Annotated in this window: 28 protein-coding genes, 4 tRNA genes and 1 rRNA gene; all 33 read right to left on the minus strand. The window is 54.9% G+C overall.

The window, feature by feature from the left end; all coding sequences use genetic code 11:
* Positions 1–13: 13 nt before the first annotated feature.
* Complete coding sequence (gene rplX / locus AC3ISR_RS25275; RefSeq protein WP_003176416.1) at positions 14–328, minus strand: 50S ribosomal protein L24; 315 nt, start codon at positions 326–328, stop codon at positions 14–16.
* 11 nt (positions 329–339) lie between these two features.
* Positions 340–708 (minus strand): 50S ribosomal protein L14, encoded by a 369-nt coding sequence (gene rplN, locus AC3ISR_RS25280; protein WP_002555479.1) that lies wholly within the window; start codon positions 706–708, stop codon positions 340–342.
* A gap of 23 nt (positions 709–731) precedes the next feature.
* Positions 732–998: a 30S ribosomal protein S17 gene (gene rpsQ / locus AC3ISR_RS25285; protein WP_003176419.1), complete on the minus strand. Its 267-nt coding sequence runs from the start codon at positions 996–998 to the stop codon at positions 732–734.
* A 2-nt stretch (positions 999–1,000) separates the two neighbouring features.
* Entirely contained in the window at positions 1,001–1,192 is a 192-nt protein-coding gene (rpmC, locus tag AC3ISR_RS25290) for a 50S ribosomal protein L29 (protein WP_002555481.1), read from the minus strand.
* Complete coding sequence (gene rplP, locus AC3ISR_RS25295) at positions 1,192–1,605, minus strand: 50S ribosomal protein L16 (RefSeq protein ID WP_003176421.1); 414 nt, start codon at positions 1,603–1,605, stop codon at positions 1,192–1,194. Before rplP ends, rpmC begins: the two co-directional genes overlap by 1 nt.
* 12 nt (positions 1,606–1,617) lie before the next feature.
* The gene (gene rpsC, locus AC3ISR_RS25300; RefSeq protein ID WP_003176422.1) at positions 1,618–2,304 is read right to left on the minus strand and encodes a 30S ribosomal protein S3; all 687 of its coding nucleotides are present in this window, start codon (positions 2,302–2,304) and stop codon (positions 1,618–1,620) included.
* Between the two features lie 13 nt (positions 2,305–2,317).
* Entirely contained in the window at positions 2,318–2,650 is a 333-nt protein-coding gene (rplV, locus tag AC3ISR_RS25305; RefSeq protein ID WP_003103908.1) for a 50S ribosomal protein L22, read from the minus strand.
* Positions 2,651–2,661: 11 nt separating this feature from the next.
* Positions 2,662–2,937 (minus strand): 30S ribosomal protein S19, encoded by a 276-nt coding sequence (gene rpsS / locus AC3ISR_RS25310; protein ID WP_002555486.1) that lies wholly within the window; start codon positions 2,935–2,937, stop codon positions 2,662–2,664.
* A gap of 16 nt (positions 2,938–2,953) precedes the next feature.
* Positions 2,954–3,778, minus strand: a complete 825-nt coding sequence (gene rplB, locus AC3ISR_RS25315) for a 50S ribosomal protein L2 (RefSeq protein ID WP_008053874.1) — start codon at positions 3,776–3,778, stop codon at positions 2,954–2,956.
* A 14-nt stretch (positions 3,779–3,792) separates the two neighbouring features.
* On the minus strand, positions 3,793–4,092 hold the full coding sequence (gene rplW, locus AC3ISR_RS25320) for a 50S ribosomal protein L23 (protein WP_002555488.1): 300 nt from the start codon (positions 4,090–4,092) through the stop codon (positions 3,793–3,795).
* Positions 4,089–4,691: a 50S ribosomal protein L4 gene (gene rplD, locus AC3ISR_RS25325; protein ID WP_003176424.1), complete on the minus strand. Its 603-nt coding sequence runs from the start codon at positions 4,689–4,691 to the stop codon at positions 4,089–4,091. The genes rplW and rplD overlap by 4 nt, the downstream gene beginning before the upstream one ends.
* Before the next feature lie 12 nt (positions 4,692–4,703).
* Positions 4,704–5,339, minus strand: a complete 636-nt coding sequence (gene rplC / locus AC3ISR_RS25330; RefSeq protein WP_003194649.1) for a 50S ribosomal protein L3 — start codon at positions 5,337–5,339, stop codon at positions 4,704–4,706.
* A gap of 81 nt (positions 5,340–5,420) precedes the next feature.
* On the minus strand, positions 5,421–5,732 hold the full coding sequence (rpsJ, locus tag AC3ISR_RS25335) for a 30S ribosomal protein S10 (protein ID WP_003186070.1): 312 nt from the start codon (positions 5,730–5,732) through the stop codon (positions 5,421–5,423).
* A gap of 158 nt (positions 5,733–5,890) precedes the next feature.
* Positions 5,891–7,084, minus strand: coding sequence for an elongation factor Tu (tuf, locus tag AC3ISR_RS25340; protein ID WP_017736669.1), 1,194 nt, complete (start codon positions 7,082–7,084; stop codon positions 5,891–5,893).
* A gap of 30 nt (positions 7,085–7,114) precedes the next feature.
* Positions 7,115–9,220: an elongation factor G gene (gene fusA, locus AC3ISR_RS25345; protein WP_192299101.1), complete on the minus strand. Its 2,106-nt coding sequence runs from the start codon at positions 9,218–9,220 to the stop codon at positions 7,115–7,117.
* Between the two features lie 30 nt (positions 9,221–9,250).
* Positions 9,251–9,721: a 30S ribosomal protein S7 gene (gene rpsG / locus AC3ISR_RS25350; RefSeq protein WP_002555493.1), complete on the minus strand. Its 471-nt coding sequence runs from the start codon at positions 9,719–9,721 to the stop codon at positions 9,251–9,253.
* Between the two features lie 118 nt (positions 9,722–9,839).
* Positions 9,840–10,211 carry a 30S ribosomal protein S12 gene (rpsL, locus tag AC3ISR_RS25355; RefSeq protein ID WP_002555494.1) on the minus strand — a complete coding sequence of 124 codons (372 nt, stop codon included), beginning with the start codon at positions 10,209–10,211 and terminating at the stop codon, positions 9,840–9,842.
* A gap of 216 nt (positions 10,212–10,427) precedes the next feature.
* Positions 10,428–14,627 carry a DNA-directed RNA polymerase subunit beta' gene (gene rpoC, locus AC3ISR_RS25360; protein WP_192299102.1) on the minus strand — a complete coding sequence of 1,400 codons (4,200 nt, stop codon included), beginning with the start codon at positions 14,625–14,627 and terminating at the stop codon, positions 10,428–10,430.
* A gap of 64 nt (positions 14,628–14,691) precedes the next feature.
* The gene (rpoB, locus tag AC3ISR_RS25365; RefSeq protein ID WP_192299103.1) at positions 14,692–18,765 is read right to left on the minus strand and encodes a DNA-directed RNA polymerase subunit beta; all 4,074 of its coding nucleotides are present in this window, start codon (positions 18,763–18,765) and stop codon (positions 14,692–14,694) included.
* Positions 18,766–18,984: 219 nt separating this feature from the next.
* Entirely contained in the window at positions 18,985–19,350 is a 366-nt protein-coding gene (gene rplL / locus AC3ISR_RS25370; protein WP_017736673.1) for a 50S ribosomal protein L7/L12, read from the minus strand.
* Positions 19,351–19,428: 78 nt separating this feature from the next.
* Positions 19,429–19,929, minus strand: coding sequence for a 50S ribosomal protein L10 (gene rplJ / locus AC3ISR_RS25375; RefSeq protein ID WP_016969477.1), 501 nt, complete (start codon positions 19,927–19,929; stop codon positions 19,429–19,431).
* Positions 19,930–20,128: 199 nt separating this feature from the next.
* On the minus strand, positions 20,129–20,824 hold the full coding sequence (gene rplA, locus AC3ISR_RS25380; RefSeq protein WP_003232403.1) for a 50S ribosomal protein L1: 696 nt from the start codon (positions 20,822–20,824) through the stop codon (positions 20,129–20,131).
* Entirely contained in the window at positions 20,824–21,255 is a 432-nt protein-coding gene (rplK, locus tag AC3ISR_RS25385; RefSeq protein WP_003210097.1) for a 50S ribosomal protein L11, read from the minus strand. Before rplK ends, rplA begins: the two co-directional genes overlap by 1 nt.
* A 117-nt stretch (positions 21,256–21,372) precedes the next feature.
* On the minus strand, positions 21,373–21,906 hold the full coding sequence (gene nusG, locus AC3ISR_RS25390) for a transcription termination/antitermination protein NusG (RefSeq protein WP_003176436.1): 534 nt from the start codon (positions 21,904–21,906) through the stop codon (positions 21,373–21,375).
* 9 nt (positions 21,907–21,915) lie between these two features.
* Positions 21,916–22,284 carry a preprotein translocase subunit SecE gene (gene secE, locus AC3ISR_RS25395; protein ID WP_025857211.1) on the minus strand — a complete coding sequence of 123 codons (369 nt, stop codon included), beginning with the start codon at positions 22,282–22,284 and terminating at the stop codon, positions 21,916–21,918.
* 45 nt (positions 22,285–22,329) lie between these two features.
* Positions 22,330–22,405: transfer RNA gene (locus AC3ISR_RS25400), tRNA-Trp, on the minus strand.
* 161 nt (positions 22,406–22,566) lie between these two features.
* Positions 22,567–22,642: transfer RNA gene (locus AC3ISR_RS25405), tRNA-Thr, on the minus strand.
* A 26-nt stretch (positions 22,643–22,668) separates the two neighbouring features.
* Positions 22,669–22,742: transfer RNA gene (locus AC3ISR_RS25410), tRNA-Gly, on the minus strand.
* Between the two features lie 24 nt (positions 22,743–22,766).
* A tRNA-Tyr gene (locus AC3ISR_RS25415) sits at positions 22,767–22,851 on the minus strand.
* Between the two features lie 142 nt (positions 22,852–22,993).
* Positions 22,994–23,440, minus strand: coding sequence for a hypothetical protein (locus AC3ISR_RS25420; RefSeq protein ID WP_463983923.1), 447 nt, complete (start codon positions 23,438–23,440; stop codon positions 22,994–22,996).
* Positions 23,441–23,447: 7 nt separating this feature from the next.
* Complete coding sequence (locus AC3ISR_RS25425; RefSeq protein ID WP_463983924.1) at positions 23,448–24,197, minus strand: pantothenate kinase; 750 nt, start codon at positions 24,195–24,197, stop codon at positions 23,448–23,450.
* On the minus strand, positions 24,187–25,146 hold the full coding sequence (gene birA / locus AC3ISR_RS25430) for a bifunctional biotin--[acetyl-CoA-carboxylase] ligase/biotin operon repressor BirA (RefSeq protein WP_463983925.1): 960 nt from the start codon (positions 25,144–25,146) through the stop codon (positions 24,187–24,189). The genes AC3ISR_RS25425 and birA overlap by 11 nt, the downstream gene beginning before the upstream one ends.
* A 164-nt stretch (positions 25,147–25,310) precedes the next feature.
* Positions 25,311–25,426: ribosomal RNA gene (rrf, locus tag AC3ISR_RS25435) — 5S ribosomal RNA — on the minus strand.
* Positions 25,427–25,447: the final 21 nt, after the last annotated feature.

Raw genomic sequence — 25,447 nt, forward strand, 5'->3', positions numbered from 1 at the left:
TACCTAGCAGTGTTCAAGCATCAACCGCTTTTTGGGTCGACTTGAAGACACGAATTTTCTTACCGTCTTCTACTTTGAAACCAACGCGGTCAGCCTTGTTGGTTTCGCCGTTGAAGATGGCGACGTTAGAAGCATCCAGCGGAGCTTCTTTCTCGACGATACCGCCCTGCACGCCCGACATCGGGTTAGGCTTGGTATGACGCTTAACCAGGTTCAGACCACCGATAACCAGACGGTTATTAGCGAGAACCTTAAGCACCTTACCGCGCTTACCTTTGTCTTTGCCGGCGATCACGATGATCTCGTCGTCACGACGAATCTTTTGCATGTCGGATCTCCTTACAGCACTTCTGGGGCGAGCGAGACGATCTTCATGAACTTCTCAGTACGAAGTTCACGGGTCACTGGCCCAAAGATACGGGTGCCGATCGGCTCTTGCTTGTTGTTCAGAAGAACAGCAGCGTTGCCATCAAAGCGGATAATGGAGCCATCAGCACGACGTACGCCGTGACGAGTGCGGACTACAACAGCAGTCATCACTTGGCCTTTTTTCACTTTACCGCGAGGAATTGCTTCCTTCACGGTAACTTTGATGATGTCACCGATACCAGCGTAACGACGATGGGAGCCACCCAGCACCTTGATGCACATAACACGGCGAGCGCCGCTGTTATCGGCCACATCGAGCATGGATTGAGTCTGAATCATATAATTTCTCCGACCCCTAGTCCTTAGACTTCCACAGCGCGTTCGAGAACATCAACCAGTGCCCAAGACTTGGTCTTGGCCAGCGGACGAGTTTCACGAATAGTGACTTTGTCGCCGATGTGGCACTGATTGGTTTCGTCGTGCGCGTGCAGCTTAGTCGAACGCTTAACATATTTACCGTAGATCGGGTGCTTAACGCGACGCTCGATCAAAACGGTGATGGTTTTGTCCATCTTGTCGCTGACAACACGGCCAGTCAGCGTACGGACAGTCTTTTCGGCTTCAGCCATGATCACTTACCTGCCTGCTGGTTGAGCACAGTCTTCACGCGAGCGATGTCACGCTTAACTTGCGAGAGCAGATGAGACTGCCCCAACTGGCCAGTTGCTTTCTGCATACGCAGATTGAACTGGTCGCGCAGCAAGCCGAGCAGTTGCTCGTTCAGCTGCTGTGCGGATTTTTCACGAAGTTCATTCGCTTTCATCACATCACCGTCCGTTTAACAAAGGAGGTGGCGAGCGGCAGCTTTGCAGCAGCCAGGGCGAAAGCCTCACGCGCCAGCTCTTCAGAAACACCCTCGATCTCATACAGGACTTTGCCTGGCTGAATCTGGGCTACCCAGTATTCCACGTTACCCTTACCTTTACCCATCCGCACTTCGAGAGGCTTCTTGGAGATCGGCTTGTCCGGGAATACACGGATCCAGATCTTGCCGCCACGTTTTACGTGACGGGTCAGAGCACGACGCGCTGACTCGATCTGACGAGCGGTGAGACGACCACGAGCTACAGACTTCAGCGCGAACTCGCCGAAGCTGACTTTGCTACCGCGCTGAGCCAGACCACGGTTGTGGCCTGTCATCTGCTTGCGGAACTTCGTACGCTTAGGTTGCAACATTTGGCGTACCCCTTACTTAGCAGCTTTTTTACGAGGCGCTGGTGCTTGTGGTTTCAGTTCTTCTTGGCGACCACCAATTACTTCGCCTTTGAAGATCCAAACCTTTACACCGATCACACCGTAAGTGGTGTGAGCTTCGTAGTTGGCATAGTCGATGTCGGCACGCAGGGTGTGCAGTGGCACACGACCTTCGCGATACCATTCAGTACGTGCGATTTCAGCACCGCCGAGACGACCGCTCACTTGGATTTTGATGCCTTTGGCACCAATGCGCATGGCGTTCTGTACTGCGCGCTTCATAGCGCGACGGAACATTACGCGACGCTCCAGCTGCTGAGCTACGCTCTGCGCAACCAGCATACCGTCGAGCTCCGGCTTGCGGATCTCTTCGATATTGATGTGCACAGGCACACCCATTTGCTTGGTCAGGTCCTGACGCAGTTTCTCAACATCTTCACCTTTCTTCCCGATAACGATACCTGGACGAGCGGTGTGGATGGTGATACGTGCAGTTTGGGCCGGACGATGGATATCGATACGGCTTACGGACGCGCTTTTTAGTTTGTCTTGGAGATACTCACGCACCTTCAGATCAGCGAACAAGTAGTCCGCATAAGTCCGACCGTCTGCGTACCAGACGGAGGTGTGCTCCTTGACGATTCCCAGGCGAATGCCAATGGGATGTACTTTCTGACCCATCTCTTCGACTCCGTTACTTGTCAGCAACCTTGACAGTGATATGGCAAGACCGCTTGACGATGCGATCAGCACGGCCTTTGGCACGTGGCATGATGCGCTTCAGCGAACGCCCTTCGTTGACGAAAACGGTGCTGACCTTCAGGTCATCAACGTCTGCGCCTTCGTTATGCTCGGCGTTGGCTACGGCCGACTCCAGCACTTTCTTCATGATCTCGGCGGCTTTCTTACTGCTGAAAGCCAACAGGTTGAGCGCTTCGCCCACCTTCTTCCCGCGGATCTGGTCGGCGACCAAGCGGGCTTTCTGGGCGGAGATTCGAGCGCCCGACAACTTAGCGGCTACTTCCATTTCCTAACCCCTTAACGCTTGGCTTTCTTGTCTGCCACGTGCCCACGATAAGTGCGGGTACCGGCAAACTCGCCCAGTTTGTGGCCGACCATGTCTTCGTTAACGAGAACTGGGACGTGTTGACGACCGTTGTGTACTGCGATGGTCAGACCGACCATTTGTGGCAGGATCATCGAACGACGCGACCAGGTCTTAACTGGTTTGCGATCGTTCTTTTCCGCCGCCACTTCGATCTTCTTCAGTAGGTGAAGATCAATAAAAGGACCTTTTTTCAGAGAACGTGGCACTGTCGTATCCCTCTATTTACTTGCGACGACGGACGATCATTTTGTCGGTACGCTTATTACCACGAGTCTTCGCGCCCTTAGTCGGGAAGCCCCATGGCGATACCGGATGACGACCACCAGAGGTACGACCTTCACCACCACCGTGTGGGTGGTCAACCGGGTTCATGGCAACACCACGAACGGTTGGGCGAACGCCACGCCAGCGTTTGGCACCAGCTTTACCCAGCGAACGCAGGCTGTGCTCGGAGTTCGAGACTTCGCCCAGGGTCGCGCGGCATTCAGCCAGCACTTTACGCATCTCACCAGAACGCAGACGCAGGGTCACGTAGACACCTTCACGAGCGATCAGCTGAGCCGAAGCACCAGCGGAACGAGCGATCTGTGCGCCTTTACCTGGCTTCAATTCGATGCCGTGTACGGTGCTACCAACTGGAATGTTACGCAGTTGCAGAGCGTTGCCCGGCTTGATCGGTGCCAGGGCACCTGCGATCAGCTGGTCGCCAGCGCTCACGCCTTTAGGGGCGATGATGTAGCGACGCTCGCCATCTGCGTACAGCAGCAGAGCGATGTGAGCAGTACGGTTTGGATCGTATTCGATACGCTCGACAGTGGCAGAGATGCCATCTTTGTCGTTGCGACGGAAGTCGACCAGACGATAATGCTGCTTATGGCCACCACCGATGTGACGAGTGGTAATACGACCATTGTTGTTACGACCACCAGACTTCGATTTTTTCTCGAGCAGCGGTGCGTGAGGAGCGCCTTTATGCAGCTCCTGGTTGACCACCTTGACCACAAAACGGCGGCCAGGGGAAGTCGGTTTGCATTTAACGATTGCCATGATGCACCCCTTCCTTACTCAGCACTGCTGCTGAAATCGAGATCTTGGCCTGGCTGAAGGGAGATAACTGCCTTCTTCCAGTCATTACGCTTGCCCAGACCGCGAGCAGTGCGCTTGCTCTTACCCAGAACATTCAGGGTAGTAACACGCTCTACTTTCACGCTGAACAGGCTTTCGACGGCCTTCTTGATTTCCAGCTTGGTTGCGTCAGTTGCAACCTTGAAAACGAACTGGCCTTTCTTGTCAGCCAGAACCGTAGCCTTTTCGGAAACGTGCGGGCCAAGCAGAACTTTAAATACGCGTTCCTGGTTCATCCCAGCAGCTCCTCGAATTTCTTCACGGCCGACACGGTGATCAACACCTTGTCGTATGCGATCAGACTAACTGGATCGGAACCTTGCACGTCACGTACATCAACGTGTGGCAGGTTGCGAGCAGCCAGGTACAGGTTCTGATCAACAGCTTCAGACACGATCAAAACGTCGGTCAGGCTCATGTTGTTCAGTTTGCCCAGCAGATCTTTGGTTTTTGGACTTTCAACAGCGAAGTCCTGAACCACGACCAGACGATCAGTACGCACGAGTTCAGCAAGGATGGAGCGCAGTGCTGCGCGATACATCTTCTTGTTGAGCTTCTGAGAGTGATCCTGTGGACGAGCTGCGAAAGTGGTACCGCCGCCACGCCAGATTGGGCTACGGATAGTACCGGCACGAGCACGGCCAGTGCCTTTCTGACGCCAAGGGCGCTTACCGCCACCACGTACGTCGGAACGGGTCTTTTGCTGCTTGCTACCTTGACGGCCGCCGGCCATGTAGGCCACGACTGCTTGGTGAACCAGCGTCTCGTTGAATTCGCCGCCAAATGTCAGTTCGGAAACTTCGATCGCTTGAGCGTCATTTACATTTAATTGCATGTCAGCTTCCCCTTAACCGCGAGCCTTGGCCGCTGGACGTACAACCAGGTTGCCGCCAGTAGCGCCAGGAACAGCACCCTTGACCAACAACAGATTGCGTTCAGCGTCGACGCGCACTACTTCGAGGGACTGCACGGTCACGCGCTCAGCGCCCATATGACCGGACATTTTTTTGCCCTTGAATACACGACCAGGAGTCTGGCACTGGCCAATAGAGCCCGGGACGCGGTGGGAAACGGAGTTACCGTGAGTGTTGTCTTGGCCACGGAAATTCCAACGCTTGATCGTACCCTGGAAGCCTTTACCCTTGGACTGACCGGTTACATCAACCAGTTGACCAGCGGCGAAGATTTCAGCGTTGATCAGATCGCCAGCCTGGTAGTCGCCATCTTCAAGACGGAACTCCATAACAGTACGACCAGCTGCAACGTTTGCTTTTGCGAAGTGACCTGCTTGAGCAGCAGTCACGCGCGAAGCACGACGCTCGCCGACAGTGACTTGCACTGCACGATAGCCATCGGTTTCTTCAGTTTTGAACTGGGTGACGCGATTCGGTTCGATCTCAATGACCGTGACCGGAATGGAGACACCTTCTTCGGTGAAAATACGGGTCATACCGCATTTACGACCGACTACACCAATAGTCATGTTGTAAACCTCATGAGTGTACGGGGCTTTCACCCGCTATGGCCGCCCATTTCAGAGCGTTACACGACTAAGACCCAAGTCTTAGCCGAGGCTGATCTGTACTTCCACACCGGCCGCCAGATCAAGCTTCATAAGTGCATCAACGGTTTTATCCGTTGGCTGGACGATGTCCAGTACGCGCTTATGAGTACGGATCTCGTACTGGTCACGCGCGTCTTTGTTGACGTGCGGGGAGACCAGAACGGTGAACCGCTCTTTACGGGTAGGCAGTGGAATTGGACCACGCACTTGAGCACCAGTACGTTTCGCGGTTTCCACGATTTCCTGGGTGGATTGGTCGATCAGGCGATGGTCAAAAGCCTTCAACCTGATACGGATTTGCTGATTTTGCATTGGATTTCAGACTCCGGCTGCTATTCCCAGCGAGCGCAATACGCCCGTTAAAAGGAGGCGCAATTCTATAGACGCCCCAGATAGGTGTCAACCCAATAAAAAAGGCCCCCGCTGAGCGGGGGCCTTTTTCAAAGCATCAAGCTAACTCAAAAAAGAGCTTACTCGATGATTTTAGCTACAACACCAGCACCAACGGTACGGCCGCCTTCACGGATAGCGAAGCGCAGACCGTCTTCCATTGCGATGGTTTTGATCAGGGTAACTTCCATTTGGATGTTATCACCTGGCATTACCATTTCAACGCCTTCTGGCAGCTGGCAGTTACCAGTCACGTCAGTAGTACGGAAGTAGAACTGAGGACGGTAGCCTTTGAAGAACGGAGTGTGACGACCGCCTTCTTCCTTGCTCAGAACGTAGACTTCTGCGGTGAACTTGGTGTGCGGCTTAACGGTGCCTGGCTTAACCAGAACCTGGCCACGCTCAACGTCGTCACGCTTGGTACCACGCAGCAGAACGCCGCAGTTCTCGCCAGCACGACCTTCGTCGAGCAGCTTGCGGAACATTTCAACACCGGTGCAGGTGGTGACGGTGGTGTCACGCAGACCAACGATTTCCAGCGGATCTTGAACGCGAACGATACCGCGCTCGATACGACCAGTCACAACAGTACCGCGACCGGAGATCGAGAACACGTCTTCGATTGGCATCAGGAACGGCTTGTCGGTCAGACGAACTGGTTCTGGGATGTAGGTATCCAGAGTTTCAACCAGTTTACGAACGGCAGTGGTGCCCATTTCGTTGTCGTCTTTACCTTCCAGAGCCATACGAGCAGAACCGATGATGATCGGAGTGTCGTCGCCTGGGAAGTCGTAAGTGCTCAGCAGATCGCGCACTTCCATCTCAACCAGTTCCAGCAGCTCAGCGTCGTCTACCAGGTCAGCCTTGTTCAGGAAAACCACGATGTACGGAACGCCTACCTGACGGGACAGCAGGATGTGCTCACGGGTTTGTGGCATCGGACCATCAGCGGCCGAGCAAACCAGGATCGCGCCGTCCATCTGGGCAGCACCGGTGATCATGTTCTTCACATAGTCAGCGTGACCTGGGCAGTCAACGTGAGCGTAGTGACGAATTTTCGAGTTGTACTCGACGTGCGCGGTGTTGATGGTGATACCACGAGCTTTTTCTTCTGGAGCGCTGTCGATTTTATCGAAATCAACGATTGCAGAACCGAATACTTCGGAGCAAACGCGAGTCAGAGCTGCGGTCAGAGTGGTTTTACCGTGGTCAACGTGGCCGATGGTGCCAACGTTTACGTGCGGTAGGGAACGATCAAATTTTTCTTTAGCCACGACAATTAACTCCTTGCCTAAAGGACTGAATCAGCCTTGTTTTTTGGATACAGTTTCAGCGATGTGCGCCGGAGCTGTGTTGTATTTTTTGAATTCCATAGAGTAGCTTGCGCGACCCTGGGACATGGAGCGAACGTCGGTCGCATAACCGAACATCTCACCCAACGGAACCTCGGCGCGAATCACTTTGCCGGAAACCGTGTCTTCCATACCCAAGATCATGCCGCGACGACGGTTAAGGTCGCCCATGACATCACCCATATAGTCTTCAGGTGTAACAACTTCTACCGCCATGATCGGCTCAAGCAACTCACCACCGCCCTTCTGGGCCAGTTGCTTGGTAGCCATGGAGGCAGCCACCTTAAACGCCATCTCGTTGGAGTCGACGTCGTGGTAAGAACCGTCAAAAACGGTTGCTTTCAGGCCGATCAGCGGATAGCCGGCAACAACGCCGTTCTTCATCTGCTCTTCGATGCCTTTCTGGATAGCCGGGATGTATTCCTTAGGAACAACACCACCAACTACTTCGTTCACGAATTGCAGACCTTCCTGACCTTCGTCAGCAGGAGCAAAACGGATCCAGCAGTGACCGAACTGACCACGACCGCCGGACTGACGAACGAACTTGCCTTCGATTTCGCAATTCTTCGTGATGCGCTCACGATAGGAAACCTGAGGCTTACCGATGTTGGCTTCGACGTTGAACTCACGGCGCATCCGGTCAACCAGGATGTCCAGGTGCAGCTCGCCCATGCCGGAGATGATCGTTTGACCAGTCTCTTCATCAGTTTTAACGCGGAAAGATGGATCTTCCTGAGCAAGCTTGCCCAGAGCGATACCCATTTTTTCCTGGTCATCCTTGGTCTTAGGCTCTACGGCAACCGAAATAACCGGCTCCGGGAAGTCCATACGAACCAGGATGATTGGCTTGGCAGCGTCACACAAGGTTTCACCAGTGGTGACGTCCTTCATGCCGATCAGGGCCGCGATGTCACCAGCGCGAACTTCCTTGATCTCTTCACGGGCGTTTGCGTGCATTTGCACCATACGACCCACGCGCTCTTTCTTGCCTTTAACCGAGTTGATCACGCCGTCGCCGGATGCCAACACGCCCGAGTAAACACGGACGAAGGTCAAAGTACCCACGAATGGGTCGGTAGCGATCTTGAACGCCAGAGCCGAGAACGGCTCGCTGTCGTCAGCATGACGCTCCATCTCTTCTTCCTCGTTATCAGGGTTGGAACCCTTGATAGCAGGAATGTCGGTTGGAGCAGGCAGGAAGTCGATAACGGCGTCGAGAACCAGGGGAACACCCTTGTTCTTGAAGGAAGAACCGCAAACAGCCAGGACGATTTCGCCAGCGATAGTACGCTGACGCAGAGCGGCCTTGATTTCCACGTTGGTGAGCTCTTCACCTTCGAGGTACTTGTTCATCAGCTCTTCGCTGGCTTCGGCAGCAGCCTCGACCATGTTGTTGCGCCACTCGTCAGCCAGTTCCTGCAGCTCTGCAGGGATAGGCTTACGAACAGGAACCATACCTTTGTCGGAATCATTCCAGTAAACAGCTTCCATGTTGATCAGATCGATCTGACCCTGGAAGTTGTCTTCGGAACCGATAGCCAATTGGATTGGCACCGGAGTGTGACCCAGACGCTGCTTGATCTGACCGATCACGCGCAGGAAGTTGGCACCAGCACGGTCCATCTTGTTTACGTAAACAAGACGTGGAACGCCGTACTTGTTGGCTTGACGCCATACGGTTTCCGACTGAGGCTCAACACCCGAGGTACCGCAGAACACAACGACAGCGCCGTCGAGTACGCGCAGGGAACGTTCAACTTCAATGGTGAAGTCTACGTGGCCCGGGGTATCGATTACGTTGAAGCGATGCTCGTCTTTGTACTGCTTCTCGGAACCTTTCCAGAAGGCGGTAATAGCAGCAGAAGTAATGGTAATACCACGCTCCTGCTCCTGAACCATCCAGTCTGTGGTCGCGGCGCCGTCATGCACCTCGCCCATTTTGTGACTTTTGCCGGTGTAAAACAGTACGCGCTCGGTGGTGGTGGTTTTACCAGCATCCACGTGAGCAACGATACCGATGTTACGGTAGCGGCTAATCGGAGTAGTACGAGCCATAAAGCCCTCGCAAAATTAGTGAAGCTAAGATTAGAAGCGGTAGTGCGAGAAAGCTTTGTTGGCTTCAGCCATACGGTGCACGTCTTCACGCTTCTTAACAGCAGCACCTTTACCTTCGGCAGCGTCCAACAGTTCGCCGGCCAAACGCAGAGCCATAGACTTCTCGCCACGCTTACGGGCGAAGTCTACCAACCAGCGCATTGCCAGAGCGTTACGACGGGACGGACGAACTTCAACCGGAACCTGGTAAGTAGCACCGCCTACACGGCGCGACTTCACTTCGACCAGCGGAGCGATGGCGTCGAGAGCTTTCTCGAAGATTTCCAGGGGGTCGCTGTTCTTGCGTTCTTTAACCTTTTCCAGCGCGCCATAAACGATACGCTCGGCAACGGCTTTCTTGCCGCTTTCCATCACGTGGTTCATGAACTTGGCCAGGATTTGGCTTCCGTATTTTGGATCGTCAAGCACTTCGCGCTTGGCTGCTACGCGTCTTCTTGGCATGGATAAGCCCTCAAACGGTCTTCAGGTTCGCTCGGAATCGGTGCCCTTTCGGGACGCCTCCGACCTTACTCTTATCGACTCAGAAAATAAGATGATTCAGTTTTACAAAAAGCCGCTACTACTTAGGCTTCTTGGTACCGTACTTCGAACGACCCTGGTTACGACCTTTAACGCCGGAAGTATCCAAGGAGCCGCGTACGGTGTGGTAACGAACACCTGGCAAGTCTTTTACACGACCGCCGCGGATCAGTACCACGCTGTGCTCTTGCAGGTTGTGACCTTCACCACCGATGTACGAGGAAACCTCGAAACCGTTGGTCAGGCGCACACGGCATACTTTACGCAGTGCCGAGTTAGGTTTTTTCGGCGTGGTGGTATACACACGGGTGCATACGCCACGACGTTGCGGGCAGTTCTGCAGCGCAGGCACGTCGGATTTCTCGACGATACGCTTACGCGGCTGACGTACCAGCTGGTTGATAGTTGCCATCTACTAGCTCCACTGTTGTCTTGCGACGCTATTGTCTTGCAAGAAAAGCAAAATGGCAGGAACGAATTCCCGCCAAATTTAGGGGTACAAGAGTCTAAAGAGGATCTTGCCCCCAGTCAAGGCAAGGCCCCGACCTTCCCACTCATCGAACCGGGGCAAAATTGCCTCGTTCCGACGAATGGGACTGCCAGGGCCCAGACTTATTTATCGCAGAACTCAGTTACCGCTTGAGTTCAGCGCTTCGGTCAGTGCAGCTTCCACTTCACTGGCGCTTACGCGCAACGGCTTGTCAGCATCACGGCGGCGCTTACGCTCGCTGTGATAAGCCAAACCGGTACCAGCCGGGATCAAACGACCCACGACCACGTTTTCTTTCAGGCCGCGCAGGTAATCGCGCTTGCCGGTTACCGCTGCTTCGGTCAGTACGCGAGTGGTCTCCTGGAAGGAGGCCGCCGAGATGAACGACTCAGTGGACAACGACGCCTTGGTGATACCCAGCAACACACGAGTGAACTTGGAAACAAATTTCTCCTCGTTCGCCAGACGTTCGTTCTCTACCAGTACGTGAGTCAGTTCCATCTGGTCGCCCTTGATGAAACTGGAATCGCCGGATTCAGCGATTTCAACTTTACGCAGCATCTGACGCAGGATGGTCTCGATGTGCTTATCGTTGATCTTCACGCCTTGCAGACGGTAAACGTCCTGGATCTCGTTAACGATGTACTTGGCCAGCGCACTCACACCCAGCAGACGCAGGATGTCGTGTGGATCGCTCGGGCCGTCGGAGATAACTTCGCCGCGGTTTACCTGTTCGCCTTCGAACACGTTCAGGTGACGCCACTTTGGAATCAGCTCTTCATACGGATCGCTACCGTCGTTCGGGGTAATAACCAGACGGCGCTTGCCTTTGGTTTCTTTACCGAACGCGATGGTGCCGCTGACTTCAGCCAGAATCGACGCTTCTTTCGGACGACGAGCTTCGAACAAGTCGGCAACACGCGGCAGACCACCGGTGATGTCACGGGTCTTCGAAGTTTCTTGCGGGATACGCGCGATAACATCACCGATCGCGATCTTCGCACCATCCGCTACACCGACCAGGGCGTTGGCTGGCAGGAAGTACTGAGCGATTACGTCAGTGCCTGGCAGCAACAGATCCTTGCCGTTGTCATCGACCATCTTCACGGCAGGACGGATGTCTTTACCGGCAGCTGGACGATCTTTCGCGTCGAGTACTTCAATGTTTGTCATACCGGTCAATTCGTCAGTCTGACGCTTGATCGTGATGCCTTCTTCCATGCCCACGTAGGTCACGGTACCTTTCATTTCGGTAACGATTGGGTGAGTGTGCGGATCCCACTTGGCCACGATTGCGCCAGCGTCGACCTTGTCACCTTCTTTAACCGAAATCACAGCACCGTACGGCAGCTTGTAGCGCTCACGCTCACGACCGTAGTCATCAGCGATTGCCAGCTCACCGGAACGGGACACAGCAACCAGGTGGCCATCCACTCGCTCAACGTGCTTCAGGTTGTGCAGACGGACGGTACCGCCATTCTTCACCTGAACGCTGTCAGCTGCGGAGGTCCGGCTTGCCGCACCACCGATGTGGAACGTACGCATGGTCAGCTGGGTACCCGGCTCACCGATGGACTGGGCAGCGATAACGCCGACCGCTTCACCAATGTTCACCTGGTGACCACGAGCCAAGTCACGGCCGTAGCACTTGGCGCAAATGCCGTAGCGGGTTTCGCAGCTGATCGGCGAGCGAACAATCACTTCGTCGATGCTGTTGAGTTCGATGAACTCGACCCACTTCTCGTCTACCAAGGTGCCGGCAGGAACGATGATTTCTTCGGTGCCAGGCTTGAATACGTCACGGGCGATCACTCGACCCAGAACGCGTTCACCCAACGGCTCTACAACGTCACCGCCTTCAATGTGCGGAGTCATCAGCAGGCCGTGCTCGGTGCCGCAGTCGATCTCGGTTACTACCAGATCTTGTGCAACGTCTACCAGACGACGAGTCAGGTAACCGGAGTTGGCGGTTTTCAACGCGGTATCCGCAAGACCCTTACGAGCACCGTGAGTGGAGATGAAGTACTGAAGTACGCTCAAACCTTCACGGAAGTTCGCAGTGATCGGCGTTTCGATGATGGAACCGTCCGGCTTGGCCATCAGGCCACGCATGCCGGCGAGCTGACGGATCTGCGCAGCAGAACCCCGTGCGCCCGAGTCGGCCATCATGTACATCGAGTTGAAGGACTCTTGATCGACTTCCACGCCGTGACGGTCGATAACCTTCTCTTTCGAGAGGTTGGCCATCATCGCCTTGGAAACTTCGTCGTTCGCCTTCGACCAAAGGTCGATCACTTTGTTGTACTTCTCGCCCTGGGTTACCAGGCCGGAGGCGTACTGGCTCTCGATCTCTTTCACTTCATCGGTAGCAGCACCGATGATCTGGGCTTTTTCATCCGGAATAACGAAGTCGTTAACACCGATGGAAACGCCGGAAATGGTCGAATAAGCAAAGCCGGTGTACATCAACTGGTCAGCGAAGATCACGGTCTCTTTCAAACCAACCACGCGGTAGCACTGGTTGATCAGCTTGGAGATCGCCTTTTTCTTCATCGGCAGGTTGACGACGTCGTAGGACAAACCTTTTGGCACAACTTGATACAGCAACGCACGGCCGACAGTGGTGTCGACGATACGGGTGCCGCTCACGCTGCCACCATCACGGTCGTTGACGGTTTCGTTGATCCGCACTTTGACCTTGGCGTGCAGTGCGGCTTCGCCGGCACGGAACACACGGTCAACTTCTTGCAGGTCAGCGAACACACGACCTTCGCCCTTGGCGTTGATCGCTTCACGGGTCATGTAGTACAGACCCAATACAACGTCCTGCGACGGAACGATGATTGGCTCACCGTTGGCTGGCGACAGAATGTTGTTGGTCGACATCATCAACGCACGCGCTTCCAACTGGGCTTCCAGTGTCAGCGGTACGTGCACGGCCATTTGGTCGCCGTCGAAGTCGGCGTTGTACGCAGCACAGACCAGAGGGTGCAGCTGGATAGCCTTACCTTCGATCAGTACCGGTTCAAACGCCTGGATACCCAGACGGTGAAGGGTCGGTGCACGGTTGAGGAGAACCGGGTGTTCGCGGATCACTTCGGCGAGAACGTCCCAAACCTCTGGCAGTTCGCGCTCGACCATTTTCTTGGCCGCTTTGATGGTGGTCGCGAGACCGCGCATTTCCAGCTTGCCGAAGATGAATGGCTTGAACAGCTCAAGTGCCATCTTCTTAGGCAGACCGCACTGGTGCAGACGCAGGGTCGGGCCTACGGTAATTACCGAACGACCGGAGTAGTCAACACGCTTACCGAGCAAGTTCTGACGGAAACGACCTTGCTTACCCTTGATCATGTCAGCCAGGGATTTCAGAGGACGCTTGTTGGAACCGGTGATAGCGCGGCCACGACGACCGTTGTCGAGCAAGGCATCGACAGCTTCTTGCAACATACGCTTTTCGTTGCGCACGATGATGTCCGGAGCGGACAGATCGAGCAGGCGCTTCAAGCGGTTGTTACGGTTGATCACGCGGCGGTACAGGTCGTTGAGGTCGGACGTCGCGAAACGACCACCGTCCAACGGTACCAGCGGACGCAGGTCTGGCGGCAGAACCGGCAGAACGGTCAGCACCATCCACTCTGGCAAGTTGCCGGAACCCTGGAAGGCTTCCATCAACTTCAGACGCTTGGACAGCTTCTTGATCTTGGTTTCGGAGTTGGTTTGCGGAATTTCTTCGCGCAGACGGCCAATCTCGTGCTCCAGGTCGATAGCGTGCAGCAGCTCGCGGACAGCTTCGGCACCCATGCGGGCATCGAAATCGTCGCCGAACTCTTCCAGCGCTTCGAAGTACTGCTCGTCGTTCAGCAGCTGACCTTTTTCAAGGGTGGTCATGCCTGGGTCGATAACGACATAGCTCTCGAAGTAGAGAACGCGTTCGATATCACGCAGGGTCATGTCCATCAGCAAGCCGATACGGGACGGCAGCGATTTCAGGAACCAGATGTGGGCAACCGGCGAAGCCAGTTCGATGTGCGCCATGCGCTCACGACGAACCTTGGCCAGTGCAACTTCAACGCCGCACTTCTCGCAGATCACACCGCGATGCTTCAAGCGCTTGTACTTACCGCACAGGCACTCGTAATCCTTTACCGGGCCAAAGATCTTGGCGCAGAACAGGCCGTCACGCTCAGGTTTGAACGTACGGTAGTTGATGGTTTCCGGCTTTTTAACTTCACCGAACGACCACGAACGGATCATCTCAGGCGATGCCAATCCAATACGGATGGCGTCGAACTCTTCGACTTGACCCTGGTTTTTCAGCAAATTCAGTAGGTCTTTCAAGGCCTTTCCTCCTGGCGGAGCAGAGAGCGGGCTAAACAGCCCCGCTCTCGATTCGCGTCACGTGTTATTCGGTTTCCAGATCGATATCGATGCCGAGGGAACGAATTTCTTTGATCAACACGTTGAAGGACTCGGGCATGCCCGGCTCCATACGGTGATCGCCGTCCACGATGTTTTTGTACATCTTGGTCCGGCCGTTCACATCGTCCGACTTCACTGTGAGCATTTCTTGCAGAGTGTATGCAGCACCGTATGCTTCCAGTGCCCAGACCTCCATCTCCCCGAAACGCTGACCACCGAACTGAGCCTTACCACCCAGCGGCTGCTGGGTAACCAGGCTGTACGAACCGGTAGAACGAGCGTGCATCTTGTCGTCTACCAAGTGGTTCAGCTTCAGCATGTACATGTAGCCAACAGTAACCGGGCGCTCGAACTTGTTGCCGGTACGGCCGTCGAACAGCTGCATCTGGCCGCTTTCTGGCAGGTCTGCCAGTTTCAGCATGGCCTTGATTTCGCTTTCCTTGGCACCGTCGAATACCGGGGTAGCCATTGGAACACCGCCGCGCAGGTTCTTCGCCAGATCCAGGATTTCCTGGTCGGTGAAGGAGTCCAGCTCTTCGTTGCGACCGCCGATCTCGTTGTAGATCTCGTGCAGGAACTTGCGCAGGTCAGCAACCTTGCGCTGCTCTTCGATCATACGGTTGATCTTCTCGCCCAGGCCTTTGGCCGCGAGGCCCAGGTGGGTTTCAAGGATCTGACCAACGTTCATACGCGAAGGTACGCCCAGCGGGTTGAGGACGACGTCGACCGGGGTGCCATTGGCATCGTGCGGCATGTCTTCAACCGGCATGATCACGGAGACCACACCTTTGTTACCGTGACGACCGGCCATCTTGTCGCCCGGCTGGATGCGGCGACGGATTGCCAGGTAAACCTTGACGATTTTCAGCACGCCTGGAGCCAGGTCATCGCCCTGCTGCAGTTTGCGCTTCTTGTCTTCGAACTTGTCGTCCAGCAGACGGCGGCGATCAACGATATAGGCCTGAGCCTTCTCGAGCTGCTCGTTCAGAGCATCTTCAGCCATGCGCAGTTTGAACCACTGGCCGTGCTCAAGACCGTCGAGGATTTCGTCGGTGATGTCCTGACCTTTCTTCAGGCCTGCGCCGCCTTCAGCCTTGCGGCCTACCAGAGCGGAGCGCAGACGTTCGAAGGTCGCACCTTCAACGATACGGAACTCTTCGTTCAGGTCCTTGCGGATCTCGTCGAGCTGGGTCTTCTCGATGGACAGTGCACGAGCATCACGCTCAACGCCGTCACGGGTGAAGACCTGTACGTCGATGACAGTACCCTTGGTACCGGTAGGTACACGCAGGGAAGTGTCTTTCACGTCGCTGGCTTTTTCACCGAAGATTGCACGCAGCAGTTTCTCTTCCGGAGTCAGCTGGGTCTCGCCTTTCGGAGTGACCTTACCTACCAGAATGTCGCCTGCGCCAACTTCAGCACCTACGTAAACGATACCGGCTTCGTCCAGCTTGTTCAGTGCAGCCTCACCCACGTTCGGGATGTCTGCAGTGATTTCCTCTGGCCCAAGCTTGGTGTCACGTGCCACACAGGTCAGTTCCTGGATGTGGATCGTGGTGAAACGGTCTTCTTGAACCACACGCTCGGACAGGCAGATGGAGTCTTCGAAGTTGAAGCCGTTCCATGCCATGAACGCGATGCGCATGTTCTGACCCAGAGCCAGCTCACCCATATCGGTGGACGGACCGTCGGCCATGATGTCGCTACGCTGAACGCGATCACCCTTGCTCACCAGCGGACGCTGGTTGATGCAGGTGTTCTGGTTCGAGCGGGTGTATTTGGTCAGGTTGTAGATGTCGACACCGGCTTCGCCAGTTTCAACTTCGTCATCGGCAACACGAACCACGATACGGCTGGCATCAACGGAGTCGATCACGCCGCCACGACGAGCCACGACGCAAACGCCGGAGTCACGGGCTACGTTACGCTCCATGCCGGTACCTACCAGCGGCTTGTCGGCACGCAGGGTAGGTACAGCTTGACGCTGCATGTTGGAACCCATCAACGCACGGTTGGCGTCATCGTGCTCCAGGAACGGGATCAGCGACGCTGCAACCGAAACTACCTGCTTCGGCGATACGTCCATCAAGGTGACGTCTTCCGGCGCCTTGACGGTGAACTCGTTCAAGTGACGAACAGCTACCAGCTCGTCGATCAGGACTTTCTTGTCGTTCATCGTGGCCGAAGCCTGAGCGATCACGTGATCAGCTTCTTCGATGGCGGACAGGAACACGATCTCGTCGGTGACCAGAGCGTCTTTCACCACACGGTACGGGCTCTCGAGGAAGCCGTACTGGTTGGTGCGCGCATAGGCAGCCAGGGAGTTGATCAGACCGATGTTCGGACCTTCCGGCGTTTCGATCGGGCAAACACGACCGTAGTGCGTCGGGTGTACGTCACGAACTTCAAAGCCAGCACGCTCACGGGTCAGACCGCCCGGGCCCAGTGCGGAAACACGGCGCTTGTGGGTGATCTCGGAGAGCGGGTTGTTCTGGTCCATGAACTGCGAGAGCTGGCTGGAACCGAAGAACTCTTTCACCGCCGCAGCCACTGGCTTGGCGTTGATCAGGTCTTGCGGCATCAGGCCTTCGCTTTCAGCCATCGACAGACGCTCTTTGACCGCACGCTCAACACGTACCAGGCCAACGCGGAACTGGTTCTCGGCCATTTCGCCTACGCAGCGAACACGACGGTTACCCAGGTGGTCGATGTCATCGACGATGCCTTTACCGTTACGGATGTCGACCAGGGTCTTCAGTACCGCGACGATGTCTTCCTTGCACAGCACGCCCGAACCTTCGATCTCGGTACGACCGATACGACGGTTGAACTTCATCCGGCCGACCGCAGACAGGTCGTAGCGCTCAGGGCTGAAGAACAGGTTGTTGAACAGGGTCTCGGCAGCGTCTTTGGTTGGCGGCTCGCCAGGACGCATCATGCGATAGATCTCGACCAGCGCTTCCAATTGGTTGCTGGTGGAGTCGATCTTCAGAGTGTCAGAGACGAACGGACCGCAGTCGATATCGTTGGTGTACAGAGTCTCGATGCGAACAACCTGGGCCTTGGCGATTTTTGCCAGGATCTCGGTATTCAGCTCGGTGTTGCACTCAGCCAGGATTTCGCCTGTAGCCGGGTGAACGATGACCTTGGCGGTAGTACGACCCAGGACATAATCCAGAGGTACTTCCAGCTCCTTGATACCGGCTTTTTCGATCTGGTTGATGTGGCGCGCAGTAATACGACGGCCAGCCTCAACAATGACCTTGCCCTTTTCATCCTGGATATCCAGGACGGCAATTTCACCACGCAGACGCGAAGCGATCAGCTCAAGCTTGAGGGTTTCGCCACTCAGGCTGAATACGTTGGTGGTGTAGAAAGCGTCCAGCACCTGCTCAGTGGTATAGCCGAGCGCGCGCAGCAGTACCGAGGCCGGCAGCTTACGACGACGGTCGATACGCACGAACACGCAGTCTTTCGGGTCGAACTCGAAGTCCAACCACGAACCGCGGTACGGAATGATCCGCGCGGAGTACAGGAGTTTACCGGAGCTGTGCGTCTTGCCGCGGTCGTGATCGAAGAACACGCCCGGGGAACGGTGCAGCTGGGAAACGATTACACGCTCGGTACCGTTGATTACGAAGGTACCGTTTTCAGTCATCAGTGGGATTTCGCCCATGTAGACTTCTTGCTCTTTGATGTCCTTGATCGCTTTGTTCGACGATTCTTTGTCGAAAATGATCAGACGGACTTTTACCCGCAAAGGTACGGCGTACGTAACACCGCGCAACACGCATTCTTTGACATCAAATGCCGGTTCGCCCAGGCGATAACCCACGTACTCCAGCGCAGCATTGCCGGAGTAGCTGATGATCGGGAAAACGGATTTGAAGGCCGCATGCAGGCCCACGTCGCGGAACTGATCTTTGGTCGCTCCCGCCTGCAAGAATTCACGATACGAATCCAGCTGGATAGCCAGAAGGTACGGGACATCCATGACGTCCGGCAACTTGCTAAAGTCCTTGCGGATACGTTTTTTCTCAGTATATGAGTAAGCCATCAGCGTTCCCCAGCTTGGTCACCTGCTTGTTTGGCCCCTCCGACGGGAGCAGCCAGAAAATCTCGCAAACCCCATGGTTTGCACCACCGCATCGGGTGGCTACAGCGCGTTAATGGCGGCGACCGAGTCGACAGCCAAGAACGGAAAAAGGCCGGTGGCAAGAGCCACCAGCCATCAGCCTTCAGCTTAACGCTTGGGCTGGAGACGCAAGGTCGATGCTTACTTCAGCTCGACTTTAGCGCCTGCTTCTTCCAGAGTAGCTTTGGCTTTGTCAGCAGCGTCTTTGGACACAGCTTCCAGAACCACGGCAGGAGCGCCGTCAACTACAGCCTTGGCTTCTTTCAGGCCCAGACCGGTCAGTTCACGTACTGCCTTGATCACGTTTACTTTCTTCTCGCCAGCTTCGGTCAGCATGACGTTGAATTCGGTTTGCTCTTCAACAACGGCAGCAGCAGCAGCTGGGCCAGCGGAAGCAGCGGCAGCGGAAACGCCGAATTTTTCTTCGAAAGCTTTGATCAGCTCAACAACCTGCAGAACCGACATTTCAGCTACGGCGTTGAGGATATCGTCTTGGGAGATAGACATTGCTGTATTTCCTGAATTGGGGGACGGCCTACACGGCCATCGAAATAAACAAAAATACGCGAGAGAAGTTGCTCAGCCTTAGGCTGCGGCAGCTTCTTTTTGCTCGCGAACTGCGGCCAGAGTACGAGCCAGCTTGCTGGTAGCGCCTTGAATCACGCTCATCAGCTGCGAAATGGCTTCGTCGCGGGTCGGCAGTGTTGCCAGTACGTCGATTTGGTTAGCTGCGAGGAACTTGCCCTCGAACGCAGCTGCCTTGATCTCGAACTTATCCTGACTCTTGGCGAATTCTTTGAACAAACGGGCAGCAGCGCCTGGATGTTCTTTGGAGAACGCGATCAGAGTCGGGCCGGTGAACACGTCGTTGAGGACACTGTATTCAGTGTCAGCAACAGCGCGCTTGAGCAGGGTGTTACGTACAACACGTACGTATACGCCAGCTTCACGAGCCTCTTTACGGAGTCCGGTCATAGCGCCTACTGTCACACCACGGGCATCAGCCACGACAGCGGACAGAGCAGCTTTGGCAGCCTCGTTGACTTCAGCGACGATGGCCTTCTTGTCTTCGAGATTAATTGCCACGGGTTTAACTCCTGCTTGTTACCGTTTCATCTGGCCGAAGCCGGATGTCGTTTTGGTGTCTGATTCGGTAAGGAACCGGGAGCACCATCTGCGTAGGCTGGAGGTTTAAGACTTGCGTCGCCTACGGTCTTGGATAGCCCCCGCCAGGCAGGGACCCCAATTTTTTCAATTGACGCGATCTCGCGCGCCAATCTGTGTCTTATACGTCCAGCGAGCCTTGGTCGATGACCAGACCTGGGCCCATAGTGGTGCTCAGGGTAACGCGCTTGACGTAGATACCTTTCGAGGAAGCAGGCTTGATACGCTTCAGGTCAGCGATCAGGGCTTCAACGTTTTCCTTCAGCTTGACGGCGTCGAAACCGACTTTGCCAACGGAGGTGTGAATGATGCCGTTTTTGTCGGTGCGATAACGAACCTGACCAGCCTTGGCGTTTTTAACCGCGGTAGCTACGTCTGGAGTTACGGTGCCGACTTTAGGGTTAGGCATCAGGCCACGTGGACCGAGGATCTGACCCAACTGACCTACAACGCGCATTGCATCCGGGGAGGCAATAACTACGTCATAGTTCAGGTCGCCGCCTTTCATTTCGGCAGCCAGGTCGTCCATACCAACGCGATCAGCGCCAGCGGCCAGAGCAGCTTCAGCTGCCGGGCCTTGGGTGAAGACAGCTACACGTACAGTCTTGCCAGTACCGTGAGGCAGCACAGTAGCGCTACGTACGACCTGGTCGGATTTACGTGGGTCAACACCCAAGTTTACAGCAACGTCAACGGACTCGCTGAACTTGACAGTCGACAGCTCGGTCAGCAGGGCAGCAGCGTCTACAAAGTTGTAGGCCTTGCCTGCTTCGATTTTGCCGGCGATAGCCTTTTGGCGCTTGGTCAGCTTAGCCATTACACACCCTCCACGTTAAGGCCCATGCTACGAGCAGAACCGGCGATGGTACGCACGGCTGCATCCATATCAGCTGCAGTCAGATCCGCGTTTTTGGTTTTCGCGATTTCTTCCAGCTGAGCACGAGTTACAGTGCCGACTTTAACGGTGTTAGGACGAGCGGAACCGCTAGTCAGACCGGCAGCCTTCTTCAGCAAAACCGAAGCCGGGGTCGACTTGGTTTCGAAAGTGAAGCTACGGTCGCTATATACAGTGATGATCACTGGAGTCGGCAGACCTGGTTCAATACCCTGAGTACGGGCGTTGAAGGCCTTGCAGAATTCCATGATGTTCACGCCGTGCTGACCCAGAGCTGGACCGACGGGTGGACTTGGGTTGGCCTGAGCGGCCTTCACTTGCAGCTTGATGTAAGCGGTAATCTTCTTGGCCATGAGGCACTCCAATTACGGGTTCAGACGCCTCGAAAGGCTCCCCGGTTACTTGCGCGTTTATCCCAGTGACGACAAAACCCCACAGCCTAAGGCTGTGGGGTTGGGATGCTTATTCAGCTAGACCTTCTCGACCTGGCTGAACTCCAACTCTACCGGAGTAGAGCGACCGAAAATGAGCACCGCCACTTGGATCCGGCTCTTTTCGTAGTTAACTTCTTCGACAGTGCCGTTGAAATCAGCAAACGGACCATCAGTAACACGAACAACCTCACCCGGCTCGAACAACGTCTTCGGCTTGGGCTTGTCGCTGCCATCAGCAACACGACGCAGAATTGCTTCCGCCTCTTTGTCAGTGATAGGAGCAGGCTTATCAGCGGTTCCGCCAATGAAACCCATGACACGAGGGGTATCCTTGACCAAGTGCCAAGTACCTTCATTCATGTCCATCTGAACCAGCACATAGCCAGGGAAGAACTTGCGTTCGCTTTTACGCTTCTGACCATTCCGCATTTCAACCACTTCTTCAGTGGGAACCAGAATTTCGCCGAAGCCATCTTCCATGCCTGCCAGCTTTACGCGCTCCAGCAAAGAGCGCATAACATGCTTCTCGTAACCCGAGTAAGCATGCACAACGTACCAACGCTTAGCCACGGGACACCCTTAGCCAACAATCAAGGAAACAAGCCAGCCGAGCAGGGAATCAAGACCCCACAACAGCAACGCCATAACCAGGACAACAGCCACAACAATCAACGTGGTCTGCGTGGTTTCTTGGCGAGTCGGCCAAACGACTTTACGAATTTCGGTGCGAGCTTCCTTTACCAGGACCGCAAACGACTTGCCCTTGGCAGTCTGCAGGCCTACAAAGGCAGCCACAGCAGCAAGGACCAGCAAAGCGAGTACACGGTACAGGATCGGCGAAGCAGAATAATACTGATTGCCAACAACGCCTACGACCACCAAGGCGACTACAGCGAGCCACTTGACCAGATCGAAACGAGAGCTTTGAGCTTCAGCCTTAGGAGTCATCTATGAAGATCCTGTGAAAAGAAAGCCAGACACACCACGTGAATCTGGCAGGTCAGGAGGGAATCGAACCCCCAACCTACGGTTTTGGAGACCGTCGCTCTGCCAATTGAGCTACTGACCTAAAACAAAATCAGGCCGACCATTATGCAGACCTGAAAAAGACTTTACAACAACCAACCCCAACAGACTTGAAACCACCTGACAAAAGCGCCAGAAAAAACAATATCAAGCCGAGGCAGCTGTTAAAACAAAGGCAGATATTTTCATATCTGCCTTGTTATATGGAGCTCTTGAGCGGATTTGAACCGCTGACCTCACCCTTACCAAGGGTGTGCTCTACCAACTGAGCTACAAGAGCGAAACATCTTGCACAACCTGCAAACTTGGAGCGGGTAGCGGGAATCGAACCCGCATCATCAGCTTGGAAGGCTGAGGTTCTACCACTAAACTATACCCGCGGAGCTTGCAGCTCACGCTAAAAATGGTGGAGGGGGAAGGATTCGAACCTTCGAAGTCGTAGACGTCAGATTTACAGTCTGATCCCTTTGGCCGCTCGGGAACCCCTCCTAAGCGAGCCGGCATTCTACATCACGCCGGCCTTCTGTCAAGCATTTTCTCATTTAAATTATGAGGTTAGCTGCGTTGACGATTGCTTTGCAGCTAAAGCCTTAAAGGTCTTCACTGCGAAGCGGGCGCCATTCTATGCAAACTATTCGAGAGTTGCAACGCCTTCGCACAACATTATTTTATGTTTTAACTCATTGAATTCATTAGCAAGGTTTTCAAAGGGCAGATCATCAGCCAATCGCCGACTTTCAGGCGCCACGCGAAGCCAATAACCAGAAGCGTCAGGAGTGCTCAGCAGTTGGACCTTGGCCTTTATATCCAGGCTAATCAGACGCTGCTCAACCGCCTGCGCCTGGCGCTGATCCGTAAATCCACCTATGTACAAACACGTATTTTGCGCATCGGCGGTTTTTGCTCGCTCTCTACGACCGACCGCATCAGAAGACTCACTCAGCAGACGAATATCCTGCTGAGTCCCCCGATAAAGACTTAAAGGCGTGACATCCTTGGCCCGTAGCGGCGCCTCTTGTTGATGCCAGACGTAATAAAACGCGTTGAGGACAAGTAAAAGTAGAAACAACCAACGCATAAACACCTCAGGATAAAGGGCACGCCATCGCAAGACCCACGAATACCAGGTCAGGAACGAGTCGAGCGTGCGGCACGGCACCCGAAACCAGATCCGCATCCCCTCCGGTCAGGAATACGGTGAAGTTATCACCCCAATAGCTACGAGCCAGCTCCAGCTGAGTCAGTACAAACCCCCTGAGCATCAGTGTACAACCACGCTCGACCGCCTCTACCGTGGTACGACCTGGAGAGAGGCGCTCCAGAGCCCTCTCGGCAGCAGCATCGTCGTAACGGATCTTGCGGGTATGAGTACGCAATTGGTTACGCATGAGAGGCATACCAGGACAAATAAAGCCGCCCAGGTGCTCACCATCTGCACCAATAAAATCCGCAGTCGCCGCTGTACCGAAATCGAGGACCAGGCAAGCGCCTGAGGCCAGCTTGAATCCGCCCAACATCGCCAACCAACGATCAAGACCCAGACGTTCGAAGTCTTCGTAGCCGTTGCGCACCCCGGCCATTTCACGCGCAGAGGAGGCACAAGACACAATGACGCCAAAAGCCGACTCCAAGGCCGCGACCAGCTTGCTGGTCTCCTCCTGCGCCCTGACGCTCACCAAGCGGCAACGCGTCAGCAACAAGCCTGGGAGCACCTCCAAGCAATCAATCAAAGCACTGTCCGAACCAACGATACCTTCCGCCGAGACATCTGCCCGATCCGTGTCAAGTACACGCCATTTGATAAAGCTATTCCCACAGTCGAGCTCAAGAATCATCACGCAACCTCAGGCTTAACTCACCACCGCTGTATATTTTCTCAACACCATCAACATTCAAACGCAACGCCCCTTGATGGTCGACGCCCAGCACCACACCATCAACCTGATTAACTCCAGCAATGAGAGAGACTTGCCGCCCCTGCCACGCATGCCCCCGCTCCCACTCCCCCTGAAGAGCCGCAAAACCTTCAGCCTTGTGCCGCGCCAGGTAGCCTTGCAACTGCAGCCCCAGCCGCGCGACCAACGAGTTCCGATCAACGGGTACGCCCGTTTCAAGCTGCATCGAGGTCCACTGTTGGTCGACAGCATCGGCTTTGTGCATATTCACATTGATGCCTATTCCGACAACAACGTGGCAAATATCAGCAGGATCTCCTACCAACTCCAGCAAAATTCCGGCAATTTTTTTCTGCCCCACAAGGACATCATTTGGCCACTTCAGGGCAGCCTCCTGCACACCTGACTCACGCAAAGTCTGCATAACCGCCAAGCCAACAACGAGACTCAAACCTTCCAGCTGCCGCAGGCCATCTTCGATACGCAGCACGAGGCTGTAATAAACATTCTGTGCAAATGGACTGACCCATTTTCGGCCGCGCCTCCCCCTTCCCGCTGTTTGCTGCTCCGCAAGCACCAGGATGGGCGCCGCACGTCCCGCATCAACAAGACGTAGAGCCTCTGCATTTGTAGAATCAATAGAGTTGTAAATTTGAATAGGCCACGCCAGAGAAGGCGCGCTCAGTGCAATTTTTTCAGCGCTCAGGAACACCAGTGGGGAGGCCAACTGATAGCCCTTTCCACGAACCCTATGAATGGGCAGATTTAATTCCGCCTCAAGGTGCTGGAGCTGCTTCCAGACAGCACTGCGACTGACACCCAGGGCCACGCCAAGTGCTTCTCCGGAGTGGAATCGGCCATCTTTCAGAAGTTCTAACAACGTCAGCATGCAAGTATCGCCTCACAATGAGGCCCGCATGATAGCCATGCGCAGGGTCATTGCATAGAAAGCCGAGAATTTAGCGCCTGAAAAGCGAGACGTGGCCACGTCAACTTTTCGACCACCCAAAACAAAACCCCATCTGCTTTCGCAAATGGGGTTTCGGAATTTAATCTTGACGATGACCTACTCTCACATGGGGAAACCCCACACTACCATCGGCGATGCATCGTTTCACTGCTGAGTTCGGGATGGGATCAGGTGGTTCCAATGCTCTATGGTCGTCAAGAAATTCTGGTACTGAGTCGTG

This window comes from Pseudomonas sp. GL_117 (assembly GCF_057835125.1).